Origin of the sequence: Kitasatospora sp. RG8 (genome assembly GCF_017813315.1) — a bacterium.
Taxonomy (GTDB): domain Bacteria; phylum Actinomycetota; class Actinomycetes; order Streptomycetales; family Streptomycetaceae; genus Kitasatospora.
Genome location: NZ_JAGIYX010000032.1, coordinates 60112 through 83537, shown reverse-complemented (window position 1 = coordinate 83537; position 23426 = coordinate 60112). Strand labels below are relative to the sequence as shown.

At 74.4% G+C, this 23426-nt stretch carries 13 protein-coding genes, 3 tRNA genes and 1 pseudogene; 7 read left to right on the top strand and 10 right to left on the bottom strand.

From position 1 onward, the window contains the following. Positions 1-88: 88 nt before the first annotated feature. Positions 89-3910: a PAS domain-containing protein gene (locus J5Y04_RS34265; RefSeq protein WP_209416440.1), complete on the bottom strand. Its 3822-nt coding sequence runs from the start codon at positions 3908-3910 to the stop codon at positions 89-91. Between the two features lie 176 nt (positions 3911-4086). On the opposite strand from J5Y04_RS34265, the gene J5Y04_RS34260 reads away from it, so the two are divergent. The 6 genes from J5Y04_RS34260 to J5Y04_RS43330 all read left to right on the top strand — a co-directional run bounded on the left by J5Y04_RS34260 (position 4087) and on the right by J5Y04_RS43330 (position 11540). Beyond that, positions 4087-4180 (top strand) — tRNA-Ser (locus J5Y04_RS34260). 254 nt (positions 4181-4434) lie between these two features. After that, positions 4435-4510, top strand: a tRNA-Arg gene (locus J5Y04_RS34255). A 31-nt stretch (positions 4511-4541) separates the two neighbouring features. Continuing rightward, positions 4542-4617: transfer RNA gene (locus J5Y04_RS34250), tRNA-Arg, on the top strand. Positions 4618-5723: 1106 nt separating this feature from the next. Next, positions 5724-8855: an Ig-like domain-containing protein gene (locus J5Y04_RS34245; RefSeq protein WP_209416439.1), complete on the top strand. Its 3132-nt coding sequence runs from the start codon at positions 5724-5726 to the stop codon at positions 8853-8855. A 184-nt stretch (positions 8856-9039) separates the two neighbouring features. After that, on the top strand, positions 9040-10335 hold the full coding sequence (locus J5Y04_RS34240) for an SPFH domain-containing protein (protein WP_209416438.1): 1296 nt from the start codon (positions 9040-9042) through the stop codon (positions 10333-10335). Further along, positions 10332-11540 (top strand): C40 family peptidase, encoded by a 1209-nt coding sequence (locus tag J5Y04_RS43330; RefSeq protein WP_209416437.1) that lies wholly within the window; start codon positions 10332-10334, stop codon positions 11538-11540. Before J5Y04_RS34240 ends, J5Y04_RS43330 begins: the two co-directional genes overlap by 4 nt. A 122-nt stretch (positions 11541-11662) precedes the next feature. On the opposite strand, the gene J5Y04_RS34230 is transcribed toward J5Y04_RS43330, so the two are convergent. After that, positions 11663-12628 (bottom strand): aldo/keto reductase, encoded by a 966-nt coding sequence (locus J5Y04_RS34230; RefSeq protein WP_209416436.1) that lies wholly within the window; start codon positions 12626-12628, stop codon positions 11663-11665. A 190-nt stretch (positions 12629-12818) separates the two neighbouring features. Here J5Y04_RS34230 and J5Y04_RS34225 point away from each other — a divergent pair, with 190 nt between their 5' ends. Then, on the top strand, positions 12819-13019 hold the full coding sequence (locus J5Y04_RS34225) for a hypothetical protein (protein WP_148643958.1): 201 nt from the start codon (positions 12819-12821) through the stop codon (positions 13017-13019). 42 nt (positions 13020-13061) lie between these two features. Here the strand turns inward: J5Y04_RS34225 and J5Y04_RS34220 are convergent, their stop codons facing one another. The 8 genes and pseudogenes from J5Y04_RS34220 to J5Y04_RS34185 all read right to left on the bottom strand — a co-directional run bounded on the left by J5Y04_RS34220 (position 13062) and on the right by J5Y04_RS34185 (position 23378). Then, complete coding sequence (locus tag J5Y04_RS34220) at positions 13062-14066, bottom strand: endo alpha-1,4 polygalactosaminidase (protein ID WP_307853447.1); 1005 nt, start codon at positions 14064-14066, stop codon at positions 13062-13064. 67 nt (positions 14067-14133) lie between these two features. Then, positions 14134-14817, bottom strand: a complete 684-nt coding sequence (locus tag J5Y04_RS34215; RefSeq protein WP_209416435.1) for a spherulation-specific family 4 protein — start codon at positions 14815-14817, stop codon at positions 14134-14136. Then, entirely contained in the window at positions 14814-15719 is a 906-nt protein-coding gene (locus tag J5Y04_RS34210; protein ID WP_209416434.1) for an NAD(P)-dependent oxidoreductase, read from the bottom strand. Before J5Y04_RS34210 ends, J5Y04_RS34215 begins: the two co-directional genes overlap by 4 nt. 149 nt (positions 15720-15868) lie before the next feature. Beyond that, a pseudogene (locus tag J5Y04_RS34205) lies at positions 15869-16570 on the bottom strand (NDP-sugar synthase); the annotation flags it as partial. Positions 16571-16641: 71 nt separating this feature from the next. Continuing rightward, entirely contained in the window at positions 16642-17634 is a 993-nt protein-coding gene (locus tag J5Y04_RS34200; protein WP_209416433.1) for an SDR family NAD(P)-dependent oxidoreductase, read from the bottom strand. A gap of 100 nt (positions 17635-17734) precedes the next feature. Beyond that, positions 17735-19261 (bottom strand): hypothetical protein, encoded by a 1527-nt coding sequence (locus tag J5Y04_RS34195; protein WP_209416432.1) that lies wholly within the window; start codon positions 19259-19261, stop codon positions 17735-17737. Between the two features lie 150 nt (positions 19262-19411). Continuing rightward, positions 19412-20917 (bottom strand): GT4 family glycosyltransferase PelF, encoded by a 1506-nt coding sequence (gene pelF / locus J5Y04_RS34190; protein WP_209416431.1) that lies wholly within the window; start codon positions 20915-20917, stop codon positions 19412-19414. A 106-nt stretch (positions 20918-21023) separates the two neighbouring features. Continuing rightward, complete coding sequence (locus J5Y04_RS34185; protein ID WP_245205996.1) at positions 21024-23378, bottom strand: hypothetical protein; 2355 nt, start codon at positions 23376-23378, stop codon at positions 21024-21026. Positions 23379-23426: the final 48 nt, after the last annotated feature.

Below are 23426 nucleotides of genomic sequence, written 5' to 3'. Positions count from 1 at the left end.
GTCCCCCCCACACGGGGTGACCGGCCCTCAGCCGTGTCGGCAAACGATCAGCCGCGAGCCCTTGGCCACGAGCCGCCAGCCGCCGCCGTCAGCCGGCGGCCGCGACGCCCGCCTCGCCCATGGTGCCGATCCGCCCGAGCAGGTCGACGATCCGCGACTGCACGTCCGCGCTGGTCGAACGCTCGGCGAGGAAGAGCACCGTCTCGCCGGTGCGCAGCCGGGGCAGTTCGCGTGGGTCGAGGTCCACCGAGGTGTAGACGACCAGCGGAGTGCGGTGCAGCCGGTCGTTGGTGCGCAGCCAGTCGAGCAGGCCGACCCGGCGGCGGCGGATCTGGAAGAGGTCCATCACCACCAGGTTCGGCTGCACGCTGCTGGCCCGCGAGACGGCGTCGTTCTCGTCCACCGCGTGCTCGACGTGCATGCCGCGCCGCTCCAGGCTGCTGATCATGGCGGCGGCGATGTCCGGGTCGCCCTCGACCAGCAGGACGCGCGGGGCGTGGTGCTCGCCGTCGCGCGGGGCGAGCGCCCGCAGCAGGACGGCCGGGTCGGCGCCGTACGCGGCGTCCCGGTTCGACTGGCCGAGGCCGGCGGTGACCAGCACCGGGACCCGGCTGTTGAGCGCGGCGGTGCGCAGCGACTGGAGCGCCGTCCGGGTGATCGGGCCGGTCAGCGGGTCGACGAAGAGCGCGGCGGGGAAGCCCGCCACCTGGGCGTCCACCTCCTCGCGGGAGCGGACGATCACCGGGCGGTAGCCGCGTTCCTGGAGGGCCAGCTTGGTGGCCGGGTCGGGCTCGGGCCAGACCAGCAGGCGGCGCGGGCCGCCGTCCCCGCCGGGGGCGGCCTGCGCGGGGTGCTCGGCGGGGTCGTCGTGGCCGGCTGCGGGCAGCTCGGCCATCGGCCGGGGCGCCGGACGGGCCTCCGGCACGGCGGGCAGCTGCGGCGCACCGGTCGGGAGGGCCGGGGCACCGGTCTCCGGGGCCGGTCCGGACGGGAGGCCGGGCACACCCGGGGACTGGAGCGGGCGCGGCGGCGCCAGCTCGGCGAGGCCGGTGCCGACGGGCTGCGGACCGTTGCCCTGCCCGTCCGCCGCCGGGCCGTCCGCCGCCGGGGCGGGCAGGGCGGGGCGGGCGGGGGCGAGTGCGGTGGAGGCGGCGTCGGGGGCGGCCGGTCCCTGGGCCTCGGCGCCGGGGCCGGGCGGGACGGCCAGCCTGCGGCGGCGGCCGGTCGGGGCGGCGGCCGGTTCGGGCAGCGCGGGTGCCGGCCCGGCGGGCAGCGCGTGCTCCAGACCGGGGTAGACGGTGGAGGGGTCGGGGACGCCGGGCAGGGCGAACCCGCCGGAGGAGTCCTCGTTGGCCGGCAGTGCGCGGCGTCGCCGGGACGGCTTCGGCTCCTGCCCGCCGTCCGCCCGGCCGGTCTCGGCGCCGACCGCGGTGCCGCCCGCCGGAGTCCCGTCGACGGGGGTGCCGCCGGCCGGAGTCCCGTGGACCTGGGTGCCCCCTGCCGGGGTGCCCTCCACGGGAGTCCCGACCGCCGGCGTGCCGTGGGCCTCTCCGGCGGGCGCGGGCGCGGATACGGGCGTGGGCGCCGGGCCGAGCGCGAGCGGTCCACGCGGACCGGCCGCACCCGCCTCGGCGGCGCGGTGGCCATCCGGCCGGCCGCCCTGACCGCCCTGGCCGTCCGGGCGACCCAGGCCGTCGACGCTGTCGACGGGCACGGCGTACGCGGTACCGGAGCGGCCGTCGTCCTTGCCCCACGGGTCGGTCGGCTGGGCGGTCGGACCGCCGAGGCCCGGCCGCCCGTACGCGGGATCGTTGCCGGTTCCGTGCCACTGCTCCGGGACGGCCCGCTCGACCCGCGCCGGGGCGTGCGGCCACTGCTCGGGGGCGGGAGCGTCACCCGCCGGAGCGGAGGACGGGGTCGCGGACGGAGCGCCGGACGGGTCGGAGGACGCCCCGGACGGCGTGCCGGCGGGCACGGACGAAGGCGCGGCGGCGGGAACGGGCGGCTGCTCGACGGCGGGTCGGCCCCGGCGCCCGCGCCGCTCGGCCACGGGCTCCTCGGCGGGCTGGTCGCCCGCCCGCCGCTCCGCTGCGGGCTCGGGGTCCTTGCCGCCGCCCGGCGCCGCCTCGGCGTCGTCCTCGGGGTGCCGCGCGCTGGGCAGCTGCGGGATGCCCGGCAGGTCCGGCAGGACGGCGGAGTCGCTCTCCTTGGGCCGGTCCGAGCGCCCCTCGGCCGACGCGCGCTCGGCGGCGGCCTTCGCGGCGGCCGGGTCCAGCGGCAGCTCGACGACGTAGGTGGTGCCGGCCTTGCCGGGCAGTTCGTGCGGCTGGAGCACGCCGCCGTGCCGCTCGACCACCGCGCGGGCGATCGGCAGGTGGACGGGGCTGCCGCCGCGGCCGGGGCCGCGGATCTCCACCCGGGCGACGTCGCCGCGCTGGGCGGCGGCGAGCACCACCATCGGCGCGTCGTCGCCGCCGGGCGGCAGCGCCGCGGTACCGGGGGCGGCCAGGCCGGGGGAGGTGACGGTGGGCGGGGCGTCCAGCGAGAGTGCGACCCCGCTGACGTCGGCGACCAGGTGGGCGAGCGCCTGGGCGAGCCGTTGTTCGTCGGCGATCACCTCGACGGCGGCGGCGTGCACGGAGAACCGCACCCGGCCGGCGCCGACCAGCTCGCCCGCGTGCTCGACGGCCTGCCGGACCACCTTGTCCAGGGCGACCGGGACGCGCTCGGGGGCCTTCTTCCCGCCCTTGCCGTCACCCGTGCCGTCGCCCTTGCCGCCGTCTCTGCCGTCGCCGGGTCCGCCGGACGCGGAACCGGACCCCGACCCGGACTCGCCGGCCTCGGAGCGCTGGTGGGCGAGCACGCCGTCGATCAGCTTGCCGAACCGTCGGCACTCGTCGGCCAGCCGGCGCAGCGTCCAGTTGGCCTCCGGCCAGAGCTGGCCGGCCGGGTCGGCGGCGAGCGCGTCGATCCGCCGGTGCAGCGCGGTCAGCGCGCCGCCCAGCTCGCTCTCCAGGACGGCGGTGAGGTGCTCGTTGCGGGCGACGAGCGCCAGCTCGCGGCTGCGGTCGGTGAAGGTCATCACCGCGCCGACCAGCTGGTCGCCGTCCCGGACGGGGGCGGTGGTGAGGTCGACGGTGACCGGCCGGCCGTCCTTGCGCCAGAGCACGGTGCCGCGCACCCGGTGCTTGCGCCCCGAGGTGAGGGTGTCCAGCAGTGCGGACTCCTCCAGTGCCAGCGGGGTGCCGTCGGCCCGGGAGTGCTGGATCAGCGGGTGCAGCTCGCGCCCGCCCAGCTCGCTCGCCCGGTACTCGAGGATGTGCGCGGCGGCCGGGTTGACCAGCACGCAGCGGCCTTCGAGGTCCACGCCGAGCACGCCCTCGGCGGCGGCGCGCAGGATCATCTCGGTCTGCTTGTGCTGGCGCCGCAGCTCGGCCTCGACGCCGAGCCGGCTGGAGAGGTCACGGACCAGCAGCAGGAGCAGGTCGCTGGCGGAGGGCCGGGAGCCGTCGCGGTACGGGTCGTAGGGGACGAGCGGCGAGAGCGCGTAGCCGCGGCCGTCGCCGGAGCGGGCACCGGACCCGTCGTCGGCGAAGTCGTTACCGGAGACCTCGACCGGGAAGGTCGTGCCGTCGGTGCGGCGGGCGGTCATCCGCACCGGGCGGTCGAGGGCGTCGTCCTCGCGCGGGGTCGGCCGCATCGAGCCGGGGATCCGGCTCGGGTCGAACTCCGGCAAGAGGTCGAGCACGCCCATGCCGACCAGCGAGGTGCCGGGCGCCTGGAGCGCCTGGACGGCTGCGTTGTTGGCATCGACGACGGTGCCGTTGCTGTTCACCAGCAGCAACGCGTCGGGCAGGGCGTCGAGTATGGCGGCGAGGCGAGCAGCGCCTCGGATCGGCCTGCTGCTCACGTCGACAGGTCTCCTCGGCTCAGGGCAGCTCCTCCGGAGACGGCAGTATCTCATTCTTCTTTGCGGTGGGGACGACCCGCCTAGTAACGTTGGCGGTGGTTGGTGCCGAGCCCTTGGGTTGTGGCATCATCTCAGGCACACGGAGCGGGTCCGCCACGCGGGCACGGTTCATGTGGGGAGGCTTCGCCTAGTCCGGTCTATGGCGCCGCACTGCTAATGCGGTTTGGGTCTTAAAGCCCATCGAGGGTTCAAATCCCTCAGCCTCCGCCAGCCGGGAGCCCCGCCGACGATCACGTCGGCGGGGCTTTCCGCATTTCCGGGTCGGGATCCGGCCGGTGGGTCCGACAGGTCCGGCGCCTTCGACGCCTTCGGTGTCTCAGGCAGGTCCGACAGGTCCGGTCGGCGCTCCGGGCGTGCGGGCGGGAGCAGGTGTCCGGGGTGCCCGGATCAATCGATTTCGCCCCACGTCGCAGGTCATGTAATGTTGTCCCCGCACCGCCCCGGTGGCACGTTCACCAGGGCGAGCGCTCATAGCTCAACGGATAGAGCACTTGACTACGGATCAAGAGGTTGCAGGTTCGAATCCTGCTGAGCGCACCAAACCCCGCAAGACCGGGTCCGCCCGGTACTTGCGCTCATAGCTCAACGGATAGAGCACTTGACTACGGATCAAGAGGTTGCAGGTTCGAATCCTGCTGAGCGCACCAGCGAGAAGCCCCCGGCCACCGGCCGGGGGCTTCTCCCGTTTCCCGGGCCTTCCGGGCCGCTCACCTCAGCTCGGCGTGGTTGATCCGGGGCACGTCGCGTTGGTCGGGAAACCGGTCGGAGGAGGTCAGGGGCCCGGTCCGGTTGAAGGCCGCCGGCGCCGGGGCGTGCCGGATCAGGCCGGGGTCGGCGCCGAGGCCGGCCTGCAGACAGGCGAGCGCCGGGGCGAGGTCCGGCGGCCCGCCGAGGTGGACGTCCCGGCCGGACCGGTTCCCTTGCCGCAGACGCGCGTCGTGGACCAGCCCGGTCGCACCGTTCCGTCCGCTCCCCGGGCTGGGGCCGGCGGCAGCACCCGGAGCCGGTCGTTCCCCCGCCGGTGACGGCCTCGGTCCAGGCCTTCTCGGTCTCGGGCGTCCAGTGGCGGTCGGAGAGGTGCCGCACGGCGGCGATCGGACTGGCTCCGACGGCGGGGTAGTGCTCGGGCGCGGCCGGGAACCTGCGGTGGTCGTGTCCCGGAGCCCGGCGGTGCCCGGCGAGCTGTTCGGCGCTCTCCAGCCACAGCGCGACCTAGGTGACGCGGCGAGGCGCCGGTTCCGCTGCTCGGCCGTCTCGGCGGGGAAGAACGCCCGCATCCCGGGACTGTGCTCGAACAGGTGCTGGTGGGAGTACCCGGCGACGGCGGGGTCGTGGGGTTCGACGACCGCGAGACTGTTCCTGGTCAGAACGGGGGCAACTGCCACGGGGCCCGACGCTGGTGAGCGGTCGACCGAGTTGAACAGATCCGCCGGATGAATGGTCAGGCGCCGGACGCCGGCGTCCGGCTGGAATCGCCGGGTCACCGGGGCTCACCGGGGCTCACCGGGGCTCGCCGGGATTCATCGGTGTTCCCCTCGACATGCCGCCCAACGGATGAAATGCGTCCCCTTCAGTTACATCCTGTCCTGCCGGTCGGATAACCGCCGATCGGGTGGGATGCGGCCATGAGCGCAGGTGTCGCAGTATGACCGGCCCAGGATCGTGATTCCGTTTTGTCGCATCTTGTGCCCAGACTGCGGAGCCCCTGGTGACTGGCCACCGGCCCTGGCAGCCGACACCGAAGGAGAGCCGGATGAGCCGACGGATTCCCCGCGACGCCGCGCTGTCCGCACCGTCCCCGCACCGGTGCGGCGCCCGGGCGGGAGGGGTGCGGCGGCTCCGGATGGCGGCGGCCGGAGCGTCGGCGGCACTGGCGGCCGGACTGCTGATCGGCTGGAACCCGCCGCACTCCGCGGCCCAGCAGTCGCCTGACGCCTGGTCGGGCGACCGCCGGGCGGTCCTGCCCTCAGGTCTCGCCGTCCAGCTGGATTTCTCCGCCGCTCCCGGAGTGGCCGTCACCGCCGAACCGGGTGAATTGGCCGACCGCGCCGGGGGCGGCCGGGCGGCCGCCCTCTACACCGATGGAGTCCGGCCCGGAGATCCCGCGCAGGCCTTCCGGATCGCGGAGGACCGTCCGCAGACGGACGGTTCCTGGCGAACCGTCGGAACGCTTCAGATCGGCTTTTCCCGGACGGTCCGGAATCCCCGCCTGCATCTCAGCGGACTCGCCGGAATCGTCGCCGGGAAAGGCGGCGCCACCGGCACCGCGACCCGGCTGACCCTCACCGGCGGCTCGCCGGCCGCCCCCACCCTGGTCAACCGGACCGACTTCCCCGGCTGGACGGTCGACGGGAACACCCTCGCCCCCGCCGGGGCGGACGGCGGCGTCGACCCCTCGAACGGTTCGGCCGCCGAAGGCAGCCTGGAGCTGGCCGGCACCTTCCGCACCGCCGTCTTCCGCGTCGAGCAGCGCTCCACCGCCCGGGACGGCTCCGCCACCGCGCCGCAGCCGCTCGTCCTGGCGGCCACCGTCACCCTGGACGAGGGCGTCGGCACCGCCCCCCAGGGCTACGGGAACGCCTCCCACCTGCTCTCCGACCTCTTCCTCGGCGCGGACGCCACGACCCCGGCCCGGCTCGCCCGTCGGCCCGCCACCACCTCGCGGGGGCAGGCAGACGAGCCGCTCGTCCAACTCGACCACGGAGCCGGGCGGCGCAGCGTCTGGGCGAACCCGGCCCCGCCGCAGCTCCAGCCCGGGCGCGGCGAGTACCAGGGCGCCGACCCGGCCGTCAGCTACCCGACGGAGGCGGCGATCGGCCACTACTACCGGCTCGTCGTACCGGTCGCGGTGAGCGGCGCGTCCGCCACCCTGGCCGGCTGGGTCGACTTCGACCACAACGGGCGCTTCGACCCCGCCGAGCGGGTGCAGGCCGAGATCCCGGCGGGTGCCGACACCGCCGCCCTGGAGTGGACCGTCCCCGCCGGCGCCGCGTCCGGGGAGACCTGGGCCCGGCTGCGGATCGGCCGGGACGCGACCCAGCTGGTGCCGCCCGGCGGCTTCGCCGATTCCGGGGAGGTCTCCGACCAGCGGATCCGGCTGAACGTGGGCGCCGCCCGGCCCGAGATCGCGATCCCGGTCGACGGCAGCGTGGTCTCCGACGCCCGTCCGCAGGTGCGCGGCGAGGGCGCCGTGGCCGGTGCGACGGTGGAGGTCCGGGACGGCGACGCGGTGCTCTGCAAGGCCCGGGTCGAACGGGGCGGCGACTGGTCCTGCCGACCGGGCAGCCCGCTCGGTGCGGGGGCGCACAGCCTGACCCCGGTCGAGACGACCACCGGCGGCGTCGTGCTGCGCGGCGAGCCGGTCCGGATCACCGTGAAGACCGCGCCGCCCGCCGCCCCCGTGCTCAGCCTCCCCGAGTACACCAACGACCCGGGTCTCCAACTGACCGGCAGCGGGGAGCCGGGCAGCACCGTCTCGGTGGCCGACCAGCCGGCCGGGGGCCGTGACGGCGCCGCCGCCGAGCTGTGCAGCACGGCGGTCCGGTCGGACGGCGGCTGGGCCTGCCTGCCGGTCGAGAACCTGGCGGACGGGCGGCACCAGCTCACCCCGACCGCCGTCGACGCCGCCGGGAACCGGAGCCCGGGCCGGTCCGCCGCCCTGGTCGTCGACACCGTCCCGCCGGACCGTCCGGTGCTGACCGCGCCGGTCGCGGGCGAGACCGTCCGGGCCGCCAGGCCGAAGTTCGCCGGGCGGGCGGAGCCGGGGGCCAAGGTGACCGTCACCGCCCGGTCGGGCGGCGCGGCCTCGGCCGAGCGGATCGTCGCCTGCGGGGCCACCGCCGCCGCGGACGGCGGCTGGAGCTGCACGGCCGGCCGGGACCTGGCGGACGGCGATCAGTGGCTGGTCGTCACGGCGACCGACCTGGCGGGCAACGGGACGGCGGCCGACGCGGTCACCGTCAGGGTCGTGGCGGCCGGGGCGCCGGCGGCCACGACGGCCCCCACTTCGGTGGCTCCGAGTCCGGTGGTGCCGAGCCCGGTGGCCCCGAGCCCGGTGGTCCCGACCTCGGAGGCTTCGGCGGCGGTGCCTGTGGTGACCTTCGCTCCGGTGGTGCCTGGTGTTCCGTCACCTGCCGTGCCGTCACCGGTGGGGCCGGGCTCTCCGGTGCCGTCGCCGGGGACGCCTGCGCCGACCGCTCCCGCGTCGCCCGTTCACTCGCCCTCCGCGCCCCCGACCCCGGTGCCCGCGCCGACGGTGTTGCCCGCGACGCCGGTGCCGCCGACTCCGCCGGTCCCGTCGGTTCCCGGCCCCGAAGCCGCGCTGGAACCCGTCCTGCCCGGCCTGCTGCCGATCGTCGTCCCGGCGGTCGTCGACCCGGCCGGCCGGCCGGCGATGCCCGTGGCCACGGCCACCACCTCGGTCGGCGTAAAGCCGGGCCAGATTCCGAGCCCGAGCCCGATCTCCGGAGTGAGCCCGAGCCCGATCTCCGGCTCGTCCGCCGCGCCGTCCCCGTCTGCGTCCCCGTCCGTCTCCCCGGTCTCCCCGGTCTCCCCGGTCTCCCCGGTCTCCCCGGGCTCTCCGGGATTCCCGTCCGCGCCCTCGTCCTCCCCGTCCGCCGGGGCGGCCGCCGCCCCGGCGGCAGCCACCGGTGCGGCGCAGCCGGTGTCTGCCGGACAGGTGTCTGCCGAGCCCTCCCGGGCGCTGGCCGCGCCGCCGGCCGGGCAGTCCGTCGAGGCCGGGGCCGCGGCGTCGCAGGCGGCGTCCGACCGGTCGCGGTCGGACGGCTGGCGCGGCGGCCTCGCCGGTGTCCTGCTGCTGCTCACCGGTGTCGGGCTGATCACCCGCCGGGTCTTCTCCCGTGGCCCCGGCGCGCGGCGGCGCTGAACCATTCAGACCATTCGCTCATGTGCCTGCGCGTCAGGTCGGCTTCGGATGATTCGTCAGTAGATGTCGACACGCTCTATCTCAAATGTCGCATTTGATGACGTATGAACTTAGCCTGGCTCTGGCACTGCCCGTCAGATCCGGGCCGCCCGTTGCGCGACACACCGAACCCGAGGATCCGTGCATGGACGTCACCCGCGATTCTTCGCAGCGACCCGACAACCTGCCCAAGGCACCACCGCCGGCCCTGCCGGAACGTTCCGCCTCCGGCTCCAGCCCGCTGGTCAGGACGGTGGCCAGGGCGTCGGCCACCCGAACGGCGGCCACGCCGGCACCCAAGCCCGCCAAGCCGGCGGACGACGGTCCGGCCACCACCCCGTTGGCGGTGGTCCCCGGTCCGGTGGTCACGCCCCCCGACCTGCGGGACCCGCTGGAGACGGGGCCGGAGACCGTGGAGCTCCCGGAGGCCACCCCGGCCGGCGCGGTCGCCGCAGCCACCTCCCGCCGCCCCCCGCGCGCCGACCAGGCGCTGCGCGAGTACGGTGCCACCGCGCTGCCCGGCTGGATCGCCCTGCTGGCGGTGCTGGCCGGCCTGGCGGCCGTCGTACTGGTGCTGTTGCACGCGGGCGTCATCCCGCACTGGGACGCGCTGCCCGATCTGCGCGGCCCGGCCGCCCTGGACGGCGGCCGGGCCGAGGTGGACGCCAGGTCGATCGCCGCCGTCATCGCGGCGGGCCTGCTGGTCGTCTTCTCGCTGGCCGGGCTGCTGGCCAACGCGGGTGGTGAGACCCGGGTGCTCAGCCGCTGGGGCCGCTACCGCGGCACCGTCCGGCGGACCGGACTGGTCTGGGTCAACCCGCTGCTCCGCCGTCGCCGGGTCGACGTCCGGCTGCGTCACTGGCGCAGCGAGCCGGTCAAGGTGGTGGACCGGACGGGCACGCCGATCGTCGTCCGGCTGCTGATCGTGTGGCGGGTCAAGGACAGCGCCCGGGCGCTGCTGGCGATCGACGACCACGAGGGCTACCTGCGCGCGCAGGTGCAGGCGGTGCTGACCCGGACCGCGTCCACGCTGCCGTGCGACAGCAACGCGGCGCCCGGTCCGGCCCTGCGGGACGGCCAGTGGTTCGCCGACGAGATGACCCGGGCGTTGGCCGCCGAGGTCGCCCCGGCCGGCCTGGAGGTGTACTCGGTGCAGCCGCTGGCGCTGGACTACGCGCCCGAGGTGGCCGAGTCGATGCGCCGCCGCCGGCTGGCCGATCTGGACGCCGGCCTGCGCACGGTGCTGGTGGACGACGCGGTGGAGGCGGCGGCGCTCGCCGTCCGCCGGCTGGAGCGCGCCACCGCGCAGGAACTGGACGAGGCCGCCCGCAGTGCGCTGATGGAGCAGCTGCTGGTCGCCTTCGTCGCCCCGGCCGGAGTGGCCGCCTCGGTACCGTCCCCGGCCGCCCGGGCCGGGCGGAAGGAAGGACGACCGGCATGAGGATAGCCACCGGCACGGAAGCCGACTTCGGGACGGACTTCGTCCCGGTGTCCGGTGCGAAGGCCGACGCCGGGCGCGGAGCCCGGCTCGATGACGAGCTCGATGCGGACTTCGACGCGGACTTCGATGCCGCACTCGACGCCGTGCTCGATGCCGACTTCGGTGCGGGGTTCGCCGGCTTCGACGCCGACGCCGCGCTGATCGGCTTCGAGGAGAGCCTCGGCAGCGTTCCCGCGATGGCGGGCTGCGCCTGCCCGAACTGCGTGCTCCGGCCGCGGTTCGCCCGCCCGGCGGGGGCCGGGTCGTCCGGGTCGTCCGGGTCGTCCGGTGGCGGACGAATACACCGCGCCGTTCGCAACACCTGCCTGGCGACCACCGTGCTGGCCGGTGCCGGCGTGGTCGGTCTGACGGCCGGGGCCGGGTCCGCGCACGCCGCGGCCGGGAAGCAGGGCTGGGACGGTTCGAAGTACTGGTTCAAGAACAGCGCCGGCGAGTGGCGGTACACCAGCCACTACGACGTGTACCTGAACCGCACCGGCCAGTCCGGCGGCAAGACGACCGCCTCCGGCGCCGCCTCCTCGGGTTCCTCGGGTTCCTCGGGTTCCTCAAGCTCCAAGGCCTCCGCCTCCAAGGCCCCTGCCTCCAACGGTTCGGCCGCGTCCGCGGCCGGGAAGCAGGGCTGGGACGGCTCGAAGTACTGGTTCAAGAACAGCAGCGGCGAGTGGCGGTACACCAGCCACTACGACGTGTACCTGAACCGCACCGGCCAGTCCGGCGGCGGTTCGGCCCCCGCGCCCGACCGGCCCGCGAGCCGGCCGGACCCGGACGACGCGCCGGACTCCGGCAGCGTCGAGGCGGCGATCGACTACGCACTCGCCCAGCTCGGCAAGCCGTACGTCTGGGGCGGCAACGGCCCGTCCGGCTTCGACTGCTCGGGGCTGGTCCAGCAGGCGTACCAACGCAGCGGGATCAGCCTGCCCCGGGTGGCCGACGACCAGTACGCGGCCACCACCCCGATCGGCGCGGGGCAGCTGCGCCGCGGTGACCTGCTGTTCTGGTCGGACTCCGGCCGCGCCTCCGGCATCCACCACGTGGGGATCTACCTGGGGGGCGGCAAGTTCGTCGAGGCGCCCCGGCCGGGCAAGGCGGTACGGGTCTCCACCATCAGCAGCGGCTTCTACCCGACCCACTTCGGCCGGCCCTAGCGCCGGGCTCCCAGTACCGGGCGTCCAGTACCGGGCGCCGGCACGGCAGCGGCACGGCGGCGGCCCCCGACGGAACGGATCCGTCGGGGGCCGCTGCCGTGCCCGCCCGGAGGGGGCTCCGCTCAGGCGGAGGCGGTGTTCAGGAGGGTGAGCTGTTCCGGGGTGAGGCGCAGGGAGGCGGCGGCCAGCAGCGGGGGGAGTTGCTCGACCGTGCGGGCGCTGGCGATCGGGGCGGCGACCGTCGGGCGGGCGTTGAGCCAGGCCAGGGCGACCGTGGCGGGCTCGGCACCGTGCTCGGCGGCGACGGTGTCCAGCGCCTCCAGGACCTTGGGGCCGCGCGGGTCGTCCAGGTAGCGGGAGGCGCCCTCGGAGCGGGCGCTCGCGACCTCGCCGCCGCCGGGGCGGTACTTGCCGGTGAGGAAGCCGGAGGCGAGCGCGTAGTACGGGACGGTGGCCAGGCCGTGGTCGGCGACCACGTCGGCCAGCGGGCCCTCGAAGGTGGCGCGGGAGACCAGGTTGTAGTGCGGCTGGACGGCGACGTACTTGGCCAGGCCCTCGCTCGCGGCGAAGGCCAGCGCCTCGGCGAGCCGCTCGGCGCTGATGTTGGAGGCGGCGACCTCGCGGATCTTGCCCTCCTTCACCAGCTCGTTCAGCGCGGTGACGAACTCCTCGACCGGGGTGTCGTCGTCCTGGTGGGTGTAGTAGAGGTCGATGCGGTCGGTGCCGAGGCGGCGCAGCGAGCCCTCGACCGAGGACTTGATGTTGGCCGCACTCAGGCCGCGGGCCTCGGGGTGCAGGCCGACCTTGGTGGCGATCACCAGGTCGTCGCGGTTGCCCCGGCTGCGGATCCAGTTGCCGATGATGGTCTCGGACTCGCCGCCGACGTTGCCGGGCACCCAGGAGGAGTAGGTGTCGGCGGTGTCGACGAAGTTGCCGCCGGCGGCCGCGTAGGCGTCGAGGACGGCGAAGGACTGCTCCTCGTCGGCCGTCCAGCCGAAGACGTTGCCGCCGAGGGAGAGCGGGTACACGGCGAGGTCGGAGGTGCCCAGCCGGACCCGGCCGGGGGCGTCACTGTGGTTTCCGGTCATGAGCGGAGTCAACCGGATCGGGCGGGTGGGCATTCCATGATCCGGGCGGACTTCACACGCTTGTCGCACCCCTGTCGCAAGGGCGCGGGGACGAACCCTGGGAGGACAGGAGGGGGGAGACGTGGGGGGAGCGTGCCGGAGGAGGGTCCGGGGTGTCGGCGGGGTCCACGGATTCGTTAGAGTCCGTGCCATGGCTGACAACGACTACGACCCCGCCGGCAGCACCCAGATGTTCCGGGCGTTCGTCGACGAGAGCCCGGCACCCCAGGCGCCGGGCTCCGTCTCCACCTACGGCAGCACCAGCAACGGCAGCCGGACCGGCCTGATCGCGGTGATCGCCGTCGTCGCGCTGGCCGTTCTGGGTGCCGTCATCTGGTTGGCGGTCAAGTAACCCGCTGGACGGAGTGCCTGGCGGACTGCCCGCCCTGCCGGGTCAGCAGGGCTTCCGCCAGGCGTCCAGTTCGAGCTTCTTCTGCATCGAGCTGAAGCCGAGGGACTTGGTCTTCTCGCAGAACTTCTCCGTGCCGAGCTTGTACTCGACGTGGAAGACCGCCTTGCCCGCCTGCACGAACGGCGAGAGCCGGGCGCACTCGTTGAACTGGGCGCACTCCTCGTTCACGGCGAAGTCGAAGTCGGGCAGCAGGGCGGGGATCTGCTCCAGGTCGTTCTTCAGGCCGATCGCCATGCCGCGTTCGTGCGCGAGCCCGGCCAGCATGCGGTTGTACCGGAGCTGGTCGTCGGCGGTCAGCGGGAAGCCGCTGTTCTGGTTGTAGGCCTCGATGGTGTCCGGTTCGACGGCGTCGAACCCCTTGCTCCTGCACATGTCGAAGCGGGAGGCCATCAGGGGCTTCAGCTGGTCGATCTTGCGGATGTCGAACCACTTCTCGCCCTTCCAGCCGTTGCCGTCCCCCTGGAGGGCCTTGGCGAAGGCGGTGGAGTCGGGGCGGAAGTCCTCCCAGGACCCGGCGTTGATGTAGCAGATCACCTTGCGGCCCTTGGCGTGCAGGGCGGCGACGGTCGCGGCGTCGGTCTCGAAGCCGTCGATGTCGTAGACCGGGACGTCCACCGACTGGTCGACGCCGCCGCCGAGTTGCCACTGCCAGGCGAGGCCGGGGGTGGGCTGCCAACGGGAGCCTGCGGGCTGCGGTGGCGTGCCGGGCGTGCCGGGGGCCGACGGACTGCCGGGGGTGCCCGGGGTCGCCGGGGTGGTTCCGGGGGTGCCCGGGGTGCTGGGCGTGCCGGGGGTCCCGGGAGTGGACGTCGTGGGTGCCGACGGGGTGCCCGGCTCGGTGGTGGCGGTGGCCGCGGGCGGCTGGGTGCCGGTGGCGTCGGCCGAGGAGTCGTCCCCGTCCTCCGAACCCGAGCTGCTGCACGAGGTCGCCAGCAGGGCGGTGGTCAGGGCGAGGGCGGCCAGCAGGGGCCGGGTGCGGCGTGTCACGGTGGTCGAACTCCGAGTCGGATCAGGTCGGTTCGGCGACGGTGCGGCGGGAAGGTCGGGTGGTCGGTCAGACGGCCAGGCCGTGCGGAAGGGTGCTCCAGGGGTTCTCCCCGGCGCCCGGGACGGCGCAGCCGACACCGGCCCGGCGTGCGGCGATCAGGGCGACGGCGTCCCGGGCCTGGTCGGCGGGGACGTCGTACACGAGGTGGCAGAACCGGGCGGCGGCGTGCCGTCCGGTCCAGAGCGGCAGGGTCATCTCCCGGTAGGCCGTCCAGTCGCCCTCGAAGGTGACCAGCAGGTCGGCGAGGCCGACCTCGGCGTATCCGGGGTCGGGGTGGTCGCCGTGGCCGAACACCACGGTGGCGCAGCCGGCGGCGCGGGCCGCGGTGGCGAGCCGTCGGTAGTGCGCCAGCGCGCCCGGATGGGTGGCGACCTGGTCGAGGTAGACGCCGGTGATGCCGTGGCGTTGACGGTAGGTCAGGATGTCGTTCACCACGGCGGCGTGCGGCCGTCGGCCGTAGTCGGTGTCGGCGTAGCCGAGCAGCGGGAGGCCGGCCTTGTGCAGCTCGTCGGCGGCCTCGGCGAAGACGTTGTCGGGGGTGTCGCCGGGGCCGTCGGCGAGGTTGAGCACGACGGCGGCGATCCGGCCCGGGTCGGCGGCGGCGACCGCCTGCCAGGCCGCCGGGTCCACCGCGGGGTGGACGTACAGCGGCACCAGCAGGCGGCCGTCGTTCGGGCTTGCGCCGGTCATGCGGCGACCAGTGGGCCGGTGCTGAGCCAGAGGTCGCGCAGGGTGTCGGCGAGGCCGGTCTCCGGGTGCCAGCCGAGCTCCCGGGCGGCGGCCGAGACGTCGGCCTGCTGCCAGGAGACGGCGGCCGAGCGCTCGGAGCCGGCACCGCTCTCGTCGATCCGGCCGGTGAAGCCGGCCGCCGCGACCAGGCCGTCGGCGATCGCCCGGACCGGCTGCGCCCGGCCGGAGGCCAGGTTGAGCACCCGGGGCAGCGGGCGCTCGGCGGCGACGGCCAGGCCGACCGCGCGGGCGACGTCCCGGGCGTCGACGAAGTCGCGGTGGGCCGAGAGGTCCCCGACCTTCACCACGCCGTCGGCACCTTCCGGGGCGGCCCGGCGCAGCTCGGCGGCGAGCCGGCCGGGCAGCGATCCGGCCGGGGCGCCCGGGCCGACCGGGTTGAACACCCGCAGCACCACGGCGTCCAGCGGCGAGCCGGCCACCGCGAGGGAGCCGGCGAGCTTGGTGGCGCCGTAGACGCCGACCGGGCGGGCGTCGGCGTCCTCGGCGAGCGAGCTGCCGGGGGCGCAGACGCCGTACTCGCCGGCCGAGCCGATGTGCACCAGCCGGGCCTTCGGGGCACCCTCCCGGAGCGCCTCGCAGAGCACGGCCGGGCCACGGGCGTTGACCTCGGCGAGCGTGACCGCGCTGCCGGCCACCGCGCCGGCGAAGTTGACCACCGCGTCGGGGGCGAGCGCGGCCAGCTCCTCGCCGAGCGGGCCGGCCTGGGCGGTGGCCAGGTCGAGGCGCAGGTCGTGGTCGGGCCGGCGCCCGGCGGTCAGCACGGTGGCGCCGGGCAGCGACCGCAGGACGGTGGCGGCGTGCCGGCCGAGGAAGCCGTCCGCGCCGAGCAGCAGGATCCTCACGCGGCCCGTCCGTCCTTCTCGGGGCCGGCGGCGGCCGTGGCGGGCTGGTCGGGTGCGGCGGCGAGACCGGCGTCCGGTGCGGTGCGGGCGGCCGGGACCGGCTGCTCCTGCCCGCCCGGGACGGCGTACAGGCCCTCGGACTCGGCCGGCATCAGCTGCGAGCGGATGAGCGAGAACTCGGCGTTGGCCCGGTCGTAGTCGTCGGGGCGGCCGATGTCCAGCCAGTAGCCGCCGAACTCGTAGGCGGACGGCGGGGTCTGGGCGGCGAGCAGGTCCAGCACGAGCTCGTCGAAGCCGAGCGGCAGGCCGGGCGTGTACTTGGCGAGCGCCGAGCGGGAGACGCCGTAGACGCCCATCGAGACCCGGTAGTCGATGCTCGGCTTCTCCTGGAAGCCGGTGATGGAGCCGGAGTCGGTGGTCAGCACGCCGAAGTCGATCTTGACCTGGCGGGCGTAGGTGGCGATGGTGAGCGGCGCCCCGGAGGCCTCGTGGTGCTTGAGCACCCCGGCGAAGTCCAGGTCGGTGAGGATGTCGCCGTTCATCACCAGGAAGTTCTCGGGCAGCCGGTCCTGCATGGTGAGCAACGGGCCCATGGTGCCGAGCGGGCTGTCCTCGACGGCGTAGCCGACCCGCAGGCCCCACTGGGAGCCGTTGCCGACGTACGCGCGGATGATGTGGCCGAGGTGGCCGATGGCCAGGGTGACGGTCTTGAAGCCCGCGGCGGCGAGCTGGCGCATCACGATCTCCAGGATCGCGTGCTGGTCGCCGATCGGGACGAGCGGCTTGGGGAGCGCGGTGGTGTAGGGGCGGAGACGGACGCCCTTACCGCCGGCCAGGATCACTGCATGCATGGTGTTTCCCCCACGGAATTTAGTGCGACAGGAGCCTTGGATAGCGAGTTCTGGCAGGTGGTGCGGCGGCGTCAGACGTTGTAGATGTCGGTCTTGTAGCGGGCCAGGTTGGCCGGGTCGCGGAAGAACTCGATGGTCTGCTCCAGGCCCTCCTCCAGCGAGAAGGCGGGCGCCCAGCCGGTGGCGGTGCGCAGCCGGGTGGCGTCCGCGACGAGCCGCATGACCTCGGAGTTGGCCGGGCGGATGCGCTGCTCGTCCTCCTTCACCAGGAGGTCGACGCCCATCAGCTTGCCGACCAGGGTGACCAGGTCGCCGACCGAGATCTCGCCGCCGGTGCCGGCGTTGAAGGTCTTGCCGACCACGGTCTCGGCCGGGGCGGTGCCGACCGTGCGGAAGGCGTTGGCGGTGTCCTTGACGAAGGTGAAGTCGCGGGTGGGGCGCAGGTCGCCGAGGGTGATCTCGGTCTCGCCGGCCGCGACCTGGGCGATCACGGTCGGGATGACGGCGCGCATCGACTGGCGCGGGCCGAAGGTGTTGAACGGGCGCAGCGTGACGACCGGGGTCTCGAAGCTGGCGTGGTAGCTGTCGGCCAGCCGGTCCCCGCCGGCCTTGGAGGCGGCGTACGGGGACTGGGTGTTGATCGGGTGGTCCTCGGTGATCGGCACGGTCTGCGCGGTGCCGTAGGTCTCGCTGGTGGAGGTGTGCACCAGGCGGGGGATCTCCAGGTGGCGCACGGCCTCCAGCACGTTGAGGGTGCCGGTGACGTTGGTGTCGACGTACGAGTGCGGGGCCCGGTACGAGTACGGGATCGCGATCAGGGCGGCCAGGTGGTAGACCGCCTCGGTGCCCTTGACCAGGCCGTTGACGGAGCCCGGGTCGCGGACGTCGCCGAGGACGATCTCGACCGACTCCAGCACCTCCTTGGACAGGGTCTCCAGCCAGCCGAAGGAGGAGAAGGAGTTGTACTGGACCATGGCGCGGACCTGGTGTCCGTCGGCGACCAGGGTCTCGACGAGGTGGGAGCCGATGAAGCCCTCGGCTCCGGTGACGGCGACGCTGCTCATGCGTGTTTCGCTTTCTGTTCTTCGGGGACGGCCGGGCGGGACGGTCAGTGGTGGCCCGGCGTGCACCGGCCGTGGCCGGTGGTCGGTGGTGTCGGACGGTTCAGCGGTGCTTGGTGGTGCGGCCGAGCACGGGCCCGGCGATTGCGGTGAGGACGGCCGCCGCGGCCCCGCAGCCGATCAGCTGCAGGACGGTCGGGTCCACCCCGGTCAGCAGCGCGGTGCACTCGGCGCCCGCGGCTGCCAGACAGATCAGGGCCGTGCTCCAGCTGAGCCCGAAGGCGTTCAGCAGCAGCGCCAGCCAGAGCGAGCCGCCCAGCAGCAGCAGCGCACCGAGCTCCGGGACGCCGAGCGCCGGGGCGCCGGGCCAGAGCACGGTGGCGGCGGCGTCCAGCGCGGCCACGGTGGTGAGGTAGATGAAAAGGCAGCCGAGCAGCACGCCGCCGGTGCGGCGGGCGAACGCGGCCGGGGTGTGGCTGGTCCGCAGCGCGGCGACGGCCATCGCCCGGTAGCGGAAGAGCAGCCACTCGGCGAGCCCGAGGCTGAGCGTCAGCGCGATCATCGCCGGCCCCGTCGGGCTGGCTGACGCGCCTTCGGCGGCGCCGGTGCGGACCGCCTGGTGGACGGTGGTGCCGAGGCCGGCGATCAGGGTGAGCGCGCCGACCGCGAGCCCGAACAGCAGGTGCGGCAGCTCGTGCAGGAGCGGGAGCCTCAGTGCCGTGGAGTCCTGCTCGCTGCGCAGGCAGCGGACGATCTCCCGGGTGGCCAGCCCCACCGCCAGCCCGAGCGAGGACAGCAGGACGACCGTCCGGACCGGTTGTGGCACGTCGACGGCGAGCACCACGCCCGCGCCGACCGCGGACGGCGCCAGCGCGAGCAGCAGGAACTTCTCCCGGCCGAGCACCAGCAGCACGGTGGCCGCCGCCAGGTAGCCGGACTGCCCGGCGGCGAAGCAGAGCGCCCCGAGCGGGCCGCCGACCACGTACCCGGCGGTGGCCGCGACCAGCGCGCCCAGCGGAGCTCCGACGGCCAGGCAGAGCCCGGCCGCCCGGCGCCGGCCGCGGCCGAGCCAGGCGTACGAGCGGTGCGCCAGCGCCTGGTTCCAGGACCAGCTGACCAGGGTGGCCACCGAGAGCGCGAGCATCCCCGAGGGGAGGCCGAAGCGCATCCGGGTGGCTGCGAACAGGTTGGCGCCGAGCAGGTAGCCGAGTCCGGGCAGGGCGAAGACCAGTCCGCGCACCACGCAGCGCCAGGGGTCGGCCCGCCAGGGGTTGGCGAACTCGGCGCTCGGGCCGGGGTAGCGGCGCTCGACCTTCTCGAACAGCTCCTCGGCGACGGTGAACGCGTCGGGGCGGCCGTACAGCAGCCCGGCCTGCTCGTCGGAGAGGCCGTCGGACTCCAGGAAGGCCGCGATCTCGTAGGGGTGGACGGCGTCCGCGCAGACGTCGGCGAGCCGTTCGGCCAGCTCGTCCAGCGGGTCGGGGGAGAGGTCGAGCTGCTCCTGCGGCTCGACCGGCTGCGCGGGCACCGCCTGCCGGCGGCGCTTGCGCGGGAGGGTGCGCAGCTGCACGGTCTGTTCGGCCCAGTCCGGGCCGGCCTCGTCGGGGACGAGGCGCAGGGGCCCACTCATGCGTCCACCTCGCTGCGCTCGGCGGCCGCTTCGCGGGACACGCTGCTCTTCATGGTTCGCTTGCTGCGCTCGCTCACGCCGCCACCTCGCTGCGCTCGGCGGCCGCTTCGCGGGACACGCTGCTCTTCATGGTTCTCGTGCTGCGCTCGTTCACGCCGTCACCTCGTCGCGCTCGCCCAGGGCCACGGGCTCGTCCCAGCCGGCCGGGGCGCCGTCCTGGACCGCGACCACGCCGTTCGGCAGCCAGCGGGAGGTGCCCAGCAGCTCGGTGTAGATGCCGCGGAAGCCGTCGATGTTCTGGCGGAGCGTGAACTGTTCGATCACCCGCAGCCGGGCCTGCTCGCCCAGCCGGGCGCGGCGCTCGGGGTCGCGCAGCAGCTCGATGGCGGCGGCGGCCATGGGTTCGGGTTCGCGCGGGGGGACGACCAGGCCGGTGTCGCCGACGGCCTCGCGCACGCCGCCCACGTCGGTCGAGACGGTGGAGCGGCCGCAGGACATCGCCTCGATCAGGGTGAACGGGAAGCCCTCGCTGATGCTGGAGAGCATCACCACGTTCCCCGCCGCGTACGCGTCGGTGATGTCGGCGACGCGGCCCTCGAAGGCCACCGAGTCGGCGATGCCGAGCTCGGCGGCCAGGGCTATGCAGCCGTCGCGGTACGCCTCGCCGCCCTTGGGCGTGCCGCCGAACAGCCGCAGCCGGGCCTCGGGTATCTCGCGCTGGACGATCGCGAAGGCCCGGATCAGCGTCTCCAGGTCCTTGATCGGGTCGACCCGGCCGGCCCAGCTGAGCGTGGGCGTCTGCGGCTCGGGTCCGGCGGGCGGGAAGGCCGCCGGGTCCACGCCGTTGTAGACGGTGCGGATGTGCGCGGACGGCGTGCCGCCGCGCTCCTCCCAGCGCCGGTTGTACCGGTTGCCGGGGGTGACCAGTGCGGCCCGCCGGTAGCTCTCCTCGGCGAGCATCCGGTAGAAGCCGAGCAGCAGTGCCTTGACCGGCCAGCGGTACGGGCCGGTGCGGTAGCCGAGGTAGCGCTCGCGCAGGTAGATGCCGTGCTCGGTGAGGAGAAACGGTACGCCGTACTGCTGTGAGGCGATCAGCCCCGGCAGGGTGGCCAGGCCGCCGCTGGCGGCGTGCGCGACGCCCTCCTTGGGCGGCTCGGCCGAGAGCGGGCGCAGCGCGTGCTCCAGCAGGTCGGTGGCGTTGAGCGCGTCGTGCAGGGTGGGCCTGGAGACGGCGGTGGAGAGGTAGTCGCGGGTCCACACGTGCTGGAGGGTGCGCAGGGCGCGCTCGCTCCGCAGTGCCGGGCTGAGCAGCCCGCGGCGGGCGAGGTCGGCGAAGCCGTACAGCTCGGTGCCGAAGTGGGTGGTGTAGACCGGGTCGAGGATGGAGTGCAGGAAGCGTTCGTACGCGTTGAGGAAGCGGCGCATCTCCTTGCCCCGCGGGGCTCTGCCCTCGGTGGCCGGGCCCCACAACGGCGCGGTCGTGACGGACCGCACGTTGGCGGGCAGCTCCCAGGCCAGCGGTTCGTGGCCGGTGCCCGTGACGGCGATGATGTCGAAGTCGACGTCCGGCATGCCCTGGACGAGCTGGTCGCACCAGACGCTCACACCGCCGTGCTGGTGCGGGTACGTCCCCTCGGTGAGCAGGGTGACGCGCATGGCTTTCCCCCCTCCTGTCCTTGCGTCAAGCGTCCGGCCCGAAGGGCCGGTCGGGTGCCGGTGGTGGGGCCGGGGGACGGCCCGGCCCCACCACCGGTATCACCTCTTAGCGGGTGCCGGTCGTCCCGGCGGTCTTCTTCGCCGGGTCGGCCTTCCCCCCGGAGGCCTTGCCGGTCTTGCTGCTGCCCTGGGCGGTGCCCTTGCCGGCGGAACCGGTGGTGGCGCCCTTGCCCGCGACCGGTGCCCCGCTGCCGGGGATCAGCACCGGCGCGTCGGTCCGGACGGTGTCGCCGGGGCCGGCCGGGACGGCGTCGGCGGTGCCCTGCGGCACGACCTTCTTGTCGGCCGGCGCCGGTGCGGTCACCGACTGGGCGGCGACGTTCGGCGTGACGGCCGGGGCCGCCGCCGGGGCTGCGGCCAGCTTCAGCGTCACGGCGCTCTGCAGCAGAGCGGGCTTCACCCAGCCGGACAGCGTACCGGCGTACGCGGTGCCGAACGGCGTGGTGCCGATGGACAGCTTCTGCGTGGTGCCGGTGGGCATGGTGGCCTGGATCTGGACGCCGGCCGGGGCCGACACCGTCACGGTGTCGCCGACCCGGTACGCGGTGACCTGGCCGGAGGCGAGGGCCGCGTTCCAGGCCGCGCGCCGCTGGAACTCGGCGCCGATGTCCTTCTGCGCCAGGTTCACGATCGGGGCGTTGTCGGCGTGCAGCGAGCGGTAGGTCGAGAGGACCTTCTCCAGCACCGGGTAGACGATCCGGTCCTCGGACAGGTTCGACTGGTGGATGAAGTGCGGCCGCGGGTCGTTGCTCAGCACGTGGCCGAGGTCGATCCGGGCCTCCAGCGGGACGATGTACGACTGGTAGCCGGTGTTGACGTCCAGCGGTGCCGGCAGGCAGGTGGAGTTGGCGTTGTTCTCGCAGACGCCGCTGCCGCCCTTGGCCGCGCTGGTGTAGATCCAGTTGTACTCGTCGGTCTCCTCCTTCGCCGTGCCGGCGTTGTAGAAGACGTTCATCGGGTACCGCGGCACGGTCAGCGTGGACGAGCCGACGGCCCGCTGGGCGGGCTCGCGGGAGGCGTCGCTGGCCGTCCACTTGACGCCGTTGGCGACCAGCGAGGGGGCCAGGTACGGGTTGTCGCTGGTCTCCTGCGGGGCGGTCAGCAGACCGGAGTGCTCACCGGTGACCAGCTCGGTCTTGTCCAGGTGCAGGTTGCGCGCCGTGGCCCAGTCGAGGTTGTTCTTGATCTGGGAGGTGATGGTGGCCTGGTCGACCCAGACCGTGTTGCCGGAGGCGTCCTTCGTGCACTTCCACGGCACCACCGAGACGTCCTGGAGACAGCCCAGGTACGGGTGCGTGTAGGTGTGGTTGATCCACCGGTAGCTGGCCTGGTCGGCGATCATCTGGTCCACCACCGGGTCGGTGGTGGTCTCGTGGTCGGCCTTCCAGTCCTCGCTGCCGCCGCCGTTGAACACCATGTCCATGGTGAAGTTGTTGGCGGTCTGCCACTGCTTGGCGTACTGCGCGTCGGCGACCGTCATCCGGATCGGGTTGGCCGTCTCGGGGGTGCCGGGCGGGCAGGTGACGTCGCCGGGGGTGCACTTCAGCGCGGTGTCCCAGCGGTCGTCGGCCAGGAAGACGTCGTCCACGTGGGCCGCGAAGTAGTTGCGGTCGTAGCCGAGGTGGACGCCCTGGGTTATCCAGTCGACTATGCCGCGCGCCAGCAGCCGGTACTGCTGCTGGTACTGGTTGTAGACGAAGGTGACGACCAGTTCCTTGCGGCCGTCGTGGCTGTACTCGCCGACCAGCGAGCCGCGCGCGGTGGAGCCCGGGATCGGGGCGTCCACCAGCGGCGTGAACGAGGCGCCGGCCGGCAGCGAGGCCAGCGGGGTGGCCAGGTAGCCGTAGCTCTCGTCCACCGACGGGTCGTTGTCCTCGAAGGGCACGGCGCCCTTGAGGTAGCCGAACGGGCCGGCCAGGCCGGCCGTGGTGACCTGGCCCTGGACGCCGTCCAGCTTGCCCATGTAGCCCGGGTTCGCCGCCCAGTTCAGGCCGACGTCCGGCTGGGCGTAGGTGTACGCGTCGACCTGGCGCACGCCGAAGGCGGCCTCGTAGGTGGCGAGGGCCGTCATCTCGACGGAGCCCGCCGCGAACGGGTTGTTGTTGGGCATGACGATGCCCTGGTACTTGCCGCGAGGCTGCCCGTTGACCGTGTCGCTGAGGAAGGCGGCATCGATGACCGGGCGGTTGGCGTCGTTGAGGTCGACGACCTTGTACGGGGTGCCCTGGCTCTTCAGCTCGGCGGCGACGGCCGCCGTCGCGGGCCCGCCGTCACTGATCACCAGGACCGTGAGGTCGATCCTGGGAGCCGTGCTGGCACCGTGTGCGAGGGACGACTGCAGGCCGCCGGCCAGCAGGACTGCTGCCGCGCATGCGGCAACTCTTCGGGTCGCTCGACCCATGTGTGTTCCTCCCCTGGGCAGGGCGCTCCGCTGCTCGGCGCTCGCCTG